The organism is Streptomyces sp. NPDC021115, assembly GCF_044333065.1.
Classification (GTDB): Bacteria; Actinomycetota; Actinomycetes; order Streptomycetales; family Streptomycetaceae; genus Streptomyces.
The window spans coordinates 39,812-51,711 of record NZ_JBIRQF010000015.1; the positions used below are offsets into that span (position 1 = coordinate 39,812).

At 74.3% G+C, this 11,900-nt stretch carries 11 protein-coding genes and 1 tRNA gene; 4 read left to right on the forward strand and 8 right to left on the reverse strand.

Features of this window, described 5'->3' with window-relative positions; all coding sequences use genetic code 11:
* Nucleotides 1-2: 2 nt before the first annotated feature.
* From ACH4TL_RS33520 to ACH4TL_RS33550, 7 genes are all read right to left on the reverse strand, one after another.
* A tRNA-Lys gene (locus ACH4TL_RS33520) sits at nt 3-76 on the reverse strand.
* A gap of 56 nt (nt 77-132) precedes the next feature.
* On the reverse strand, nt 133-750 hold the full coding sequence (locus tag ACH4TL_RS33525; RefSeq protein WP_398323984.1) for a bifunctional DNA primase/polymerase: 618 nt from the start codon (nt 748-750) through the stop codon (nt 133-135).
* 160 nt (nt 751-910) lie between these two features.
* Nucleotides 911-1,276 (reverse strand): hypothetical protein, encoded by a 366-nt coding sequence (locus ACH4TL_RS33530; RefSeq protein ID WP_398323982.1) that lies wholly within the window; start codon nt 1,274-1,276, stop codon nt 911-913.
* A 190-nt stretch (nt 1,277-1,466) separates the two neighbouring features.
* Complete coding sequence (locus tag ACH4TL_RS33535) at nt 1,467-2,834, reverse strand: AAA family ATPase (RefSeq protein ID WP_398323980.1); 1,368 nt, start codon at nt 2,832-2,834, stop codon at nt 1,467-1,469.
* A complete protein-coding gene (locus ACH4TL_RS33540; protein ID WP_398323978.1) occupies nt 2,831-4,453 on the reverse strand; it encodes a hypothetical protein in 1,623 nt (540 codons plus the stop codon). The genes ACH4TL_RS33535 and ACH4TL_RS33540 overlap by 4 nt, the downstream gene beginning before the upstream one ends.
* On the reverse strand, nt 4,444-5,742 hold the full coding sequence (locus ACH4TL_RS33545; RefSeq protein ID WP_398323976.1) for a hypothetical protein: 1,299 nt from the start codon (nt 5,740-5,742) through the stop codon (nt 4,444-4,446). The genes ACH4TL_RS33540 and ACH4TL_RS33545 overlap by 10 nt, the downstream gene beginning before the upstream one ends.
* A complete protein-coding gene (locus ACH4TL_RS33550) occupies nt 5,624-6,706 on the reverse strand; it encodes a phosphatase PAP2 family protein (protein ID WP_398323974.1) in 1,083 nt (360 codons plus the stop codon). Before ACH4TL_RS33550 ends, ACH4TL_RS33545 begins: the two co-directional genes overlap by 119 nt.
* A gap of 300 nt (nt 6,707-7,006) precedes the next feature.
* Here ACH4TL_RS33550 and ACH4TL_RS33555 point away from each other — a divergent pair, with 300 nt between their 5' ends.
* The gene (locus ACH4TL_RS33555) at nt 7,007-7,600 is read left to right on the forward strand and encodes a histidine phosphatase family protein (protein WP_398323972.1); all 594 of its coding nucleotides are present in this window, start codon (nt 7,007-7,009) and stop codon (nt 7,598-7,600) included.
* A gap of 64 nt (nt 7,601-7,664) precedes the next feature.
* Here the strand turns inward: ACH4TL_RS33555 and ACH4TL_RS33560 are convergent, their stop codons facing one another.
* A complete protein-coding gene (locus tag ACH4TL_RS33560; protein ID WP_398323970.1) occupies nt 7,665-9,032 on the reverse strand; it encodes a tetratricopeptide repeat protein in 1,368 nt (455 codons plus the stop codon).
* Nucleotides 9,033-9,230: 198 nt separating this feature from the next.
* On the opposite strand from ACH4TL_RS33560, the gene ACH4TL_RS33565 reads away from it, so the two are divergent.
* The 3 genes from ACH4TL_RS33565 (at nt 9,231) to ACH4TL_RS33575 (ending at nt 11,894) form a co-directional block, all read left to right on the forward strand.
* The gene (locus ACH4TL_RS33565) at nt 9,231-9,644 is read left to right on the forward strand and encodes a hypothetical protein (protein ID WP_398323968.1); all 414 of its coding nucleotides are present in this window, start codon (nt 9,231-9,233) and stop codon (nt 9,642-9,644) included.
* 80 nt (nt 9,645-9,724) lie between these two features.
* The gene (locus tag ACH4TL_RS33570; RefSeq protein WP_398323966.1) at nt 9,725-10,618 is read left to right on the forward strand and encodes a spermidine synthase; all 894 of its coding nucleotides are present in this window, start codon (nt 9,725-9,727) and stop codon (nt 10,616-10,618) included.
* A gap of 106 nt (nt 10,619-10,724) precedes the next feature.
* Nucleotides 10,725-11,894 (forward strand): chitinase, encoded by a 1,170-nt coding sequence (locus ACH4TL_RS33575; protein ID WP_398323964.1) that lies wholly within the window; start codon nt 10,725-10,727, stop codon nt 11,892-11,894.
* Nucleotides 11,895-11,900: the final 6 nt, after the last annotated feature.

The window sequence follows — 11,900 nt, forward strand, 5'->3', positions numbered from 1 at the left end:
TGTGCGCCGCCAGGGACTCGAACCCCGGACCCGCTGATTAAGAGTCAGCTGCTCTAACCAACTGAGCTAGCGGCGCCTGCTGACGTAGAAGACCTTAGCACCCGGGTCAGGCGAAGTGAAAATCGATATCCTTCAGCCCGGAAACAGGGCGGGTGCGCTGGTCACAGCCGTGTCGTCGGCGTCCGTACCGGCGGCGGTACGGAGCGTACGGGCCGCCCGCACACATGCCCACAGCAGCACCTCGGGCCCGGGCAGCCAGGGGCTGCGGACGTCGGGGGCGACGAGCCAGCGGGGCGAGGGGGCGTCGTACGAGGCGATCTCCGCCGGGGGCTCGGGCTCCGCCGAGCCGGGGTCCAGCGGGTACAGGGGCGGTACGGTCACCGTGTCCCCCCAGCCGTAGCAGAGCAGCGGCGGCGCCGCGCCGCCCCACTCCTCCCAGCCGAGCAGCGCGGGCAGCCGCTGGGCCGCGCCCGGGGTCGCGAAGAGCATGACCCGGCCGCCCTGGGCCGCCACCGGGCCCGTGCCGGGCCCATCGGTCCATAACCGGCTGACCACGCGGCGGCCGAAGAGCGGGTCCATGCTCACGACGTCGAACGCGGTGCCGCACGGCAGCGGGACCGAGGTCGCCGGATGCTCCGCCCAGAGCGCGTGGACGCCGCGGGGGGACCGGCTGGCGGAGGCGAGCCAGTCCGCGCCGGCCGGGGTGACGTAGGCGGCGGTGTGAAGTGAGTCCCGAGGCGTTCTGCTCATGTTTCTACAATTACCGTCGGCAGGAGAGGTGTCGGGGGATGCGGCAAAACCAGGACATGGCGAAGGGTGATGGGGTACCTTCCGCCCGCATATGCCCCGGGCGCATGATCGCGGCAGGACGCTGGCCGTTCGTGCGGGTTTTCCGTACGGAGTACGCCCATCAGTCCGGCAGCTCGCCGCTTTGTATCAGTTCGCGACCGAACTCGATCATCTTCTTGGCGTAGTCCTCCGTCCACTCCGCCCGCTCGGCGATCACGGCGGGGGTCAGCCGGTCGAACCGTCTCGGGTCGGCGAGCTGCGCGGCCGCCATCGCCTGGAACTCCATGGCCCGGTCCGTCGCCGCGCGGAACGCGAGCACCAGCTCGGTCGAGCGGCTGAGGAGTTCGCGGGGATCCTCGATCGACTCCAGGTCGAAGAAGTGCGCCTCGTCCCTGACGGCGGCGGCGGGTTCGAAGAGCAGCGCGGCCGGTTTCATGCGCCGTGGCGCGGCGCTGTGCGGGCCCCCCGCCGGGTCCGGCTCGGGCATGTGATCTCTCCTCCTGGGTCGTGAGACACGTCGGGTTTCACGGTGCGTCCTGCTCCCATTGTCGCGCGAGAGGCAAGAGCGCCGCCCCCACCAGGGGTGTCTCCCCACCGGCCCCCGCTCCGAACCCAGCCCCCGGCCCCCGGACCGTGACGGAACGGAGGCCGGGGGCCGGGCGGGGGCCAGGGTGGCGTCAGGGACGCCAGGAGACGCGGTGTTCGGCCAGGTGCGAGAGGACCGCGTGGTTCGCCTCCCAGCCGTCGGGGAACTTCACCGTTACCCCCAGCTGCACCGGCTCCGTCGACGGGTGCTCGTCCAGCAGTTCCGCCACTCCCGCCCGGCACACCACCACACACGCGTGCCGGTGGCGCGACGCCAGCACGCACAGACGGCCCGTCTCCAGGTGGAAGGCCGTCGCGTCCGGGCGGCCGGACAGCGGGTGCAGCACCACCGTCACATCGAACTCACGTCCCTGGAGTCGGTTCGCCGTATCGACGGTGACGCCCGACACCCCCAGCTCCGCAAGCGCCGCCCGCACCGCCGCCGCCTGGTCGCGGTGGGCGGTGCCGACCGCGATCCGGTCGGCGGTCAGCGGCACCGGCTCGTCGGCGCGCTCGCTGACCGCCGCGCCGCCCCGGTCCAGCGTCCGCCGGACCACCTGGGCCACGGCCGCCACCGCCTCCGGGTCGGTGCGCGGCGTACGGCGCGCGGGCAGCTCCAGCAGCCCCCACCCCGAGACGGCGGCCTCGTCCAGCACCCGGTCAGGCCCCGAACCGTCCGAGGCCACCCCGAAGCTCAGCCGCCGGTCGCCGTGGTCCGTGCCGCTGCGGAAGGGCGTGTACGGATAGAACGCGTCCGAGACCAGCGTCGCGGCCGACGCGGGCAGCCGCCAGGACACCGGCAGCCGGTGCTGCGGAAGCCGCGGATTGTGGGCCAGGAGCGTGGTCACCGCGCTCGCCGACGGGTCGTACGAGAGCCCCGCCCACTGATCGGCGCCCACCACGCTGAACGGGTCGAGCTGCCCGGGGTCGCCGACGAACAGCGCCCGCTCGAAGAGCCCGGCGACGGCCAGCAGGGCGTCCGAGCGCATCTGGTACGCCTCGTCCACGATCGCGTGGCTCCACGGCTCGACGTTCTTGACGTGCGCCCACTTGGCGGCCGTGGACACCACGATGCCGAGCCCGGCCAGATCGGCGACCTTCGCCGAGCAGCGCACCGCCGGATGACCGTCGAGCACCGGGTCGTACGGATGCGGATCGCTGCTGTGCAACCGCCCGACCGGAAGGTCCGGGTCCGCCGTGGCGAGCCGGTCCACCAGATCGTCCACCTGCGCGTTGGTCTGCGCCACCACCATCAGCGGCCGCCCGGCGGCGGCCAGCTCCCGGGCCGCCCGGACCACCAGCGTCGACTTGCCCGCACCGGGCGGGGAGTCCACGACGACGCCGCGGTGCGTGCCGTGCAGCGTGTCGTGCAGGATCGCGTCCGTCGCGCGCGCGGCCGCGGCCGACGGGTCGAACGGCTCGCCCCGCCCCGCCCGGGCCGCCCGGTCCGTGGCGATCACAAGTAGTCCTCCTCGGTCACGGGGTCGGGAGCCTGCTCGGGAGCGGCGGCGTCCGGCGGGCCGCCGTGGGTCCAGGGCGTGCTCTCGGGGTCCGGCAGATCCGGACCGCCGCGCGGGGCGTGCTCGAACAGCGTCCAGCACACCCGGTCGCCCGGCTCGGGCACCGAACCCGGCTCCGGCTCCTTGCCCCGGCCCATCCCACCGGTCAGCCGGACCACGAACGCGACGGAGGCCCTGCCGGGCTGCCCGGATTCCTCCGTATCGGCGGGCTCCTCGGCATCCCAGGCGAACTCCGCGGTCTGCGTCCGGCCGTCGTCCATCACCCGGTACAGCTTGATCCGCTCGGCCAGATGCGGACGGTCGTCGGTGCGCACCGTGACCAGCGGCCTCGGCCGCGGCACCTTCGCCTCCGACCAGGCCATCTCCACCTCGGTGACCTCGCCGGCGAACGCCTCTCCCGACAACCGCCGCCCCGCCATGACCAGCGGATCGTCCAGCGCCTCCTGCGCGTCCAGCTGGGCCTGCGCCGTCTCCCGCGCCGCGAGCTTCTGCGCGGCCGTCACCGCGTCGTCCAGCTTCGGCTGGGGCGGCTCACCGGCCCGGATCCGGTCCCTGTGGGCCGTGTACGACCAGCGGTCCCGCTTCCAGCGGTCCGCGACCCGCGCCCCCTCCGGCAGCTCCCGCAGCAGATCCACGCCCCGCCACAGCGCGTCCCAGGTGGGCCGCAGCTGGGAGGCGATCAGCTCGTGCAGCTCCGCCTCGGCCGCCCGCAGCCGCGCCTCCCCGCCCGCCACGCCGCCGGTCACCTCGGAGCGCGCCGCGTCGTACCGGGACATCGCCGGGGCCAGCAGCTTGTTGTCGAAGGCCGGATCGGTGGCGGGACCCGCGGGCGGGTACAGCAGCTGCCCGTCCCCGTCCCGCGCCGACTCGGTGTGCAGCGCGGCCTCCGCGCCCGGGACGCCCTGCGGCGGGTCGATCCAGGCCAGCAGCGACCCGAGGTGCTGGTCCTCCAGATTGCTCTGCCCGGTCGCCCAGTGCCGCCCCAGCAGCTCGGTCAGCGACAGCAGCAGCGAGGATCCTGGCACCCGGGACCGCTCCCCGTAGTGCGTCAGCCACCGGCCGAGCAGCGGTACGCGCGGAGGCGCGGGGAACGGCGTCTCCGGGTCCTGCTCGGCGGTGCGCCGGAACCGCATCGACCGCCCCAGCAGCCGGACGAACGCCACGCCCGCGCCGCTGGGCACCAGCAGCTGCGGCGCGTCCGCGCACAGCTCGACCTGGACCGGCACCTTCTTCCCGGTCTCCGGGTCGGTCTCCTTGCGCTCCTCCAGCTCGACGTCGTCCGCGTACCCCTCCAGATACGGAAGCATCTCCTCCGCCAGTGCGGAGAGGAACGCGAACCGCAGATCGCGGTTGCGCGGCTGCGACACGACCAGCAGCCGCGGCGAGTCCCGCTCGGTGCCCACCAGGGCGCCGAGCGGCGCGCCCGTCTCGCCCGCGGTGGTCAGCGGCACGAACGCCAGTGGCCGCCGCGAGAGATGACGGTGCCGCACCGTGGCGACGGGCCGCGCCCGGCCCTCCCGGACGGCCTCCATCCGGGCCAGCGTGGTGATCAGCGACATGCCGCCTCCACGGGCCCCGCATCGGGCTGCCCGGCGGCGAGCGCGAGGGCCTCGGCGCGCAGGGCCGCCGCGCGCCGCAGGGTGTCCACGGCCGGGTCGCCGGTGGGCTGTGCACCACCGGGCTCCAGGGCGGCCGCGAGCACGGCCTCCACCGTGGTGAGCCCGCCCAGCTCGCCCCGGACGCCGCGCCCCAGCGACTCGACGGCACCCGCCGACCGGGCCCGCGCCCGGCAGTGCAGGGCCAGTTCACAGGTGGACAGGCACTCGGGTGCGTACGCCGCGTCCACCGTCTCGACCGCGGCGGTCAGCTCCTCGAGGGGCCGGGTCGCGGTCCGGCCGTCCTCGGTGAGCCCCAGGTCGAACGTGGTGCCCTCGGGGAGGGCGGCGGCGATCTCCTCGATCCGGGTGAGGCGGCCCAACTGCCGCCGGGTCACGGACAGCTGCTTGCGCACATCGACGAGCTCGGCGGTCGGCAGGTTGGAGAAGTCCTTGGGGCAGACGAGCAGCACCTCGTGCCGCACCCGGGCCGATACGCTGTCCGCCTTGCCCTCCGGGCCCTCCACGGGCTCCCCGAGGTGGGCCGCGATCCGCTCCAGGGCCAGGGCGTAGACGGCTGACTGGCGGGCCGCCGCGCCGACCTTGGCCGGGTCGGCGGCGCCGTCCACCATGGGGAAGGACTTGATCTCGACGACCGTCCAGGAGCCGTCGGGGTGCACCACCACCGCGTCCGGTTCCAGGAAGGCGGGGGAGCCCGCGACGTCCAGGCTCACCATCGGATGGTCGAGCAGTGCCCACCGCCCCGCCGCCGTGGCCTCCCGCAGCGCCAGTGCCGTACGGGCCGTGCGCCCCTGGGGACCGGCCGCGGTCAGGTCGGGGGTCGCGGTGGTGGCCGGGTCGGGCGCGGCCGAACCGTCGGTCAGCCGCTCGTGCAGCAGGGTCATGAGCTGGGTGCCGCGGTCCGCCTTGACCCGGGCCTCGAAGGTGTTGCCGCGCTGGTGCGCGAACTGGGACTGGCCGAACGGCGCTGGCGCCCCGAGCGCCCGCGCGAGCGCGCCCTTGTCGACCCCGGCGCCGTCGAGCAGCGCGCGGCGGCGGCAGCCGGGGTTGGCCGCCAGCGCGGCCAGCGCGCGGGCGTCCATCGGATGCGGAACGGCGGACGGGCCGCGCAGCTCAGCGAGCTGGTGCCGCAGCGCCGTCGTCGGCCGCGGCGGAGCTTCCGCCGCCCGCTCCGGTGCCCCGGGCGCGGCCGGCACCGGCACCGGCTTGCCGTCCGCCGCCGTCGCCGCCATCCGTACGTTGCCTGTCCGAGCCCCTGCTCTGCTGTCGGGGGATCCGTTCCCGTTCACGGGCCGAAGTCTCGCACTTGTCACTGACATTCGCGGCCGGGGCCGGGTTTCCGGCGGCGTCCGCCTCGGGGGAATCGTCGGCCGTACGGGCCGCGGTGGCGGTCGCGGCGCCGGTCGCGGTGGCGGCCTGCACCGGGCGGAAGCGGTCGCGGACGGCGCCCGCGAGCCGCAGCGCGGGCCGGGTCAGTACCGCGCCGACGCCGACGGCGGCGGCACCGGCGGCCGCGTCGAGGAAGTAGTGGTTCGCGGTGCCCATCACCACGAGGGCGATGAGCAGCGGGTAGACCACGGCGACGATCTTCGGCCACACCGAGCGCCCCTGCCACCACAGCGCTATTCCGCACCACAGCGCCCAGCCCACATGGAGGCTCGGCATCGCCGCGTACTGGTTGGTGAGCCCGCCCATGCCGCGCGGCGCGCTCGCGTCACCGCCCCACCAGCCGTACGAGCTGTACTGGGCCATCGTGTCGACGAAGCCCTGGCCCGCCTCCAGCAGCCGCGGCGGGCAGGTCGGCACCACGACGAAGCCGATCAGACCGATCATCGTGGTGATCAGCAGCCAGGTGCGGGCGAAGCGGTAGTCCGCGCTCCGGCCGCGCTTCCACAGCCACACCAGGACCGCCGGGGTGGCCGCGTAGTGGAGCGACGCGTACACGAAGTCGGCCGGTATGCCTATCCAGGCGTGGCTGGTGAAGAAGTCGTTGAGCGGTGACTCGAAATCGATGTTGAACCGCCGCTCGAAACGGAGGATGGCCAGGCCGTGGCCGACGGCGGTGGACACATCGCCTTGGCCCAGAAGCCGACCGCCCGCGTACGCGAGGTACACCACCGCGATCAGCGGCAGCTCGGTCCACCAACGGGGCCGACTGCCCAGTGTCACTCCGGCACGGGGCGCGGTAAGGGGCATCCGGACGCTCTCCCAGTTAAAAGTCAGGCGGCCACAACATGGCGCGCGATCAACCGTACGGTGTAGTCGAGGCGGGCCCCGCACCGCCCCCGGGGCCCCACGGCAGATGACCGCGCGAGGGGGAAGACGCCGGGAGTCCCCCCGAGGTTGCCTCTCGATCACGTGCGCGATGATGGATGGACGACGAACGGACAGCGATCCGTTCCCCAGGGCGCGTATACGCGCAGATATCCGCGGGCGGTCGCGCGTCAGGGCGCACGGGACGCGCGGCACGCATGTATCCGGTGAAAGGCGACCCCCATGGCACCACGCATCCTCCTGGCCCGGCACGGACAGACGCAGTGGTCGCTCCTGGGCAAGCACACCGGCCGTACGGACATCCCGCTGCTGGACGAGGGGCGGCGCGGCGCCAAGCTGCTCGGCGAGCGGCTGCGTCAGGAGCCGTGGGCGGGCCTGCCGGACGTCGAGGTGCGCACCAGCCCGCTCGTCCGGGCCAAGGAGACCTGTGAACTGGCGGGGTTCGGCGACCGGGCGAGTGCCTGGGACGCCCTGCTGGAGTGGGACTACGGCGCGTACGAGGGCATGACCCCCGGCGAGATCAAGACGGCCCGCCCCGGCTGGCTCATCTGGCGCGACGGCGTCCCGGAGGGCGAGTCCCTTGCCGCGATCACCGCCCGGGCGGACGCGGTGGTGGAGTGGGCGCGCTCCGCCGACCGCGATGTGCTGGTCTTCGCGCACGGCCACATCCTGCGCACCCTGGGGGCCCGCTGGCTCGGCTACGACGCCTCCTTCGCGGCCCGCATACGCCTCGACCCCACGTCCCTGTCGATCCTGGGCTGGGCGTACGGCGAACCGGCCATCGAGCGCTGGAACGACACCGGGCACCTGGCCTGACGCCCGGTCACCGCGCGCACGGCGGACGGGACGCCGCCAGTCCCGCCGTCGGACCTGCCCACCGTCACACCGGACTCTCGCGACCGGCCTGCTGATAGCGGGCCAGGAAGTCCGCGACCGCCGCGTTGCGGCCGTGCGGGCGCAGCAGCCGGGCGGTGTCCTCCAGCATGCGGCGGATCCGGGAGGACGTGACCTGGTCCATCAGCCCCAGGGCGCGGCCCGCCGCCGCGGCGGCCGCCTCCGGCTCGCCGTCCGCGACCAGATCGCTCGCCAGCTCCGTGGTGAACAGCGCGATGTTGCGGGTGAAGTGGGGCTTCTGGAGGGAGACCGCGCGGCGCGCGTGCTCCGCCGCGCGCCCCCAGTCGCCCAGGGCCGACCAGCACTGCGCCTCAAGTCCCTCCAGTTCGGCCTCGCCGAAGAAGGTCATCCACTCCGGGTCGTCGCCGCACGGGCCGCGGCCGAAGAGCGTCTGGGCGCGCAGCAGGGCCCGTTCGCAGCCGCCGCGGTCCGCCAGCCAGGCCCGGCCGCCCGCCTCGCGCAGCGCGATGAGCGACAGGAGCCGGGGCGAGGCCAGCCGCCGCGCGGCCCGCTGCGCGGCCTCGGCGGCGCGGACGGCCTCGCGCGGGCGGCCCGCGTCGCGGGCCAGGAAGGCGGTGTTGCAGAACGCGTGGGCCTCCAGGGCGGGATCGCCCGTGACGCGCGCGGTCGCCAGCGCCTCCGCGTAGTGCGAGCGGGCGTCGGTGAGCCGCCCGGAGTCATGGGCGAGCCAGCCCACCGAGATGGCCAGTTCGCCCGCGCCCGCGTACAGCCGCTCCACGACGGACCGGCTGTGGCCGCCCGCGTCGAGCAGCGCGTACGCGGCGCTCAGCGGGCGTGCAGTGTGGACGTAGAGGCTGTCCGCGCCGTGCCGGTCGTCCAGCAGCCGGATGCGGCGCACGGCCTCCTCCACGGCGGCTGCCCCGGCCTGTCCGGACCGCCGTGAGGTCCGTACGGCGTCGGCGGCGGTCGCCGCCCCACCGGCCATGAACGCGCGCCGTAGCAGTTCGCTCTCCTCGAAGACGTCGATGTCGACCGGGGCGGGGGGCTCCGGCTCAGGACGGGCCGCGGGCTCCGGGCGGGGCGCCGGGACGGCGGCGGGCCCGACGGGACGGCCCCGGACCGTCTCGCGGGGGGTGAAACCGAGGTCGGTGAGGGCGCGGCCGGGGAACATGTGGCGGAAGACGCGCTCGTACGCGTAGTTGGGGCAGCGGATCGCCCCCGACTCGACGCGTCCGATGTAGCGCGCGTCGCAGGAGACCTGTTCGCCGATCTCGCGGGCCGCGCGCCGTACGGACGCCGCGAACTCGGCCGCTGAGAGCTGTCCGCGCAACAGCCGGAACGCGGTGTTCGGCCGGGGTGACGAGGACGAGGAGGAGTCCGGAAGCGGCCTCATGGTGACCCTCCCTACGGTGCTGCCGAATCGGCTGCCGTGTCGGCGGGGGAGAACCGTACCGGTTATGACGTTCCCGACATCCAGATATTCACGGCAATAAAGACAAGTCGCCCTCGATCTGCCATGAACTGCCATCCTTTACGGCGGCATTCGGCCGTAGCCGTTGACACTGCCGAGCGTTGAACCCTGTGCAACCCGATGAAGAGGGAGGCCGGAGTGGACATCAGCCGCTCGCGGACGACTGCCCAACATCACCAGCGCCAGGACTGCGATCTGGTCACCGTGCCCGCCCGCCAGGGGCTGGAGGCGGTGGACATCCTGCGTCGAGGCTGTGACGGCCTCGGCCCCGTGATGCATGACAACGCCTGCGACACGCTCGGCTTCCTGGTGCCGCCCGGCACCGCGGACGGCTGGGACCTGGAGGGCAGCGACTGCACCCAGACCGCCGGGCGCGGCATGCGCATAAGTGACGGCGGCGCCCTGGGACAGAGCGCCACCCACTGGCTGGTGCCACCGGACGCCGCGTACACCGGTGCGACCGACCCCGCGGAGCTGCGGGCCGCGCTCGGCGAGGCGGCCCGCACCATCGAGGCCGTCGACCGCTGCCAGTGACCGCCGGGCAGCCGGTCGGGTAACCGCTGGTCAGGAGACCGGCGGACCGGTTGTCGGTGGCCCGGCTCATACTGGGGCACATGGCGAAAGGCACAAGGAAGCGAGCGGCGGAGCGCGGGCGCGCGGCAGGCCGGGGGCGTACCCCGGAGCCGATCGCCGCACCCGTCGACGGGGGCCTCGCCGAGCTGGTGCCGGACCGCGACCGCCCGCGCGGCTGGACGCTGCTGCTGGACGGCAAGCCGCAGTCCCATGTGGACCTGGACGACCCCGCCCACCTCGACTTCGAGTACCAGCGGCGGCTCGGCCACGCCGCCGATCTCGCCGCCCCGCCCGGGCGCCCGCTGCACGCCGTCCATCTGGGCGGCGGCGCCTTCACCCTCGCCCGCTACGTCGCGGCGACCCGGCCCCGCTCCACCCAGCAGATCGTCGAGATCGACGCCGCGCTCGTCCAGTTCGTACGGCGCGAGCTGCCGCTCGGCCCCGGCGACCGGATACGGGTGCGCGGCGGCGACGCGCGGGCCGGGCTCGCCAAGGTGCCCGAGGGCTGGGCCGATCTGGTCATCGCCGACGTCTTCAGCGGGGCCCGCACCCCCGCGCACCTGACCAGCCTGGAGTTCCTGGCCGAGGTCCGCCGGGTGCTGCGCCCCGGCGGGCTCTACGCGGCGAACGTCGCCGACGGGCCGCCGCTGGCCCATCTGCGCGCCCAGATCGCCACCGCCCGCGCCGCGTTCGCCGAGGTGTGCCTGACCGCCGACCCCGCCGTGCTGCGCGGCCGCCGCTTCGGCAACGCCGTGCTGCTGGCCGCCGACCACGAGCTGCCGGTGGCCGAGCTGACCCGCCGCGCCGCCGGGGATCCGCACCCCGCCCGGGTCGAACACGGCCGCGCGCTCGCGGACTTCACCGGCGGCGCGGCCCCCGTCACCGACGCGACGGCCCGGCAGTCCCCGGCACCCCCGGCGGCCGTCTTCGAGTGACCGGCGGCAAATCTGTTGGATTCCGATGATCCGGTCGTGAGCACCGGACCAGCTCGCTAGCGTGCCCCCCGTAAACCACCTCCAACTCCGTACGCAGGGCAGGCACATGATGAGCCGCAGGGGCCGCCGTCGCACCATGGGCCGGAGCACGATGGCGATAGGAGCGTCCGCCGCCGTCCTCGTGGCGGGCGGGGCGGCGTTCGCGCTGAGCAGTGCGGTCGGCGGCGGGGACGCGGTGGACGAGGCACCGGACATGGGCGCGGGCACGGGGCCCGGGACGGGCCCGGGGGCCGCCCCGGGGACGACACCCGGCACGACGCCGGGCACCAGCCCGGGGGAGAGCGCCGGGGGCGGGGCGGGGAACGGGGTGGGGAAGCCCGCGTCCGCGCGCTTCGCCCCGTACATCGACACCTCGCTCCACGCGCCCTACGACATGGTCGGCACCGCGAAGAAGACCGGCGTCAAGGAGTTCACCCTCGGCTTCGTCTCACCCGGCGGCGGCTGCACCCCCCAGTGGGGCGGCCGGACCGCCCTCGGCGCCGACAAGGTGGCCCGGCAGACCGAGGCGCTGCGCGCGGCGGGCGGCGACATCCGGGTCTCCTTCGGCGGCCAGTCGGGGAACGAACTGGCCCTGACCTGCCGCTCGGTGGAGGAGCTGACCGCGGCGTACGGCGAGGTCGTGGACCGGTTCGCGCTCACCAAGGTCGACTTCGACATCGAGGGCAAGGCGTTGCAGAACGCCGCTGCCAGCACCCGCCGGGCGCAGGCCATCACCGCGCTCCAGAAGAAGAAGCCCGGTCTGGACGTCTCCTTCACCCTGCCCGTGATGCCCACCGGCCTCACCCGGGACGGCGCCGAGCTGGTCGCCGACGCCCGGAAGAACGGGGTGGAGGTCTCCGCGGTCAACATCATGGCCATGGACTACGGCAGCTCCTTCGACGACGACATGGGCCGGTACGCGATCCAGGCGGCCACCGCGACCCAGAAGCAGCTCAAGCGCGCCCTCGGGCTGAGCGACGAGGAGGCGTGGAAGGCCGTCGCCGTCACCCCGATGATCGGCGTCAACGACGTCAAGAACGAGATCTTCACGGTCGAGGACGCCACGGAGCTGGTGCGGTTCGCCGAGGCCAAGGGGCTCGGCAGGCTGTCCATGTGGTCCGCGACCCGCGACAAGCAGTGCGCGGGCGGCACCCAGTCCTCGGCGTCGGCGATATGCAGCTCGATCGAGCAGGGCGCGCTGGCGTTCACCAAGGCACTGGGCGCCTACGAGGGCTGACCCAGG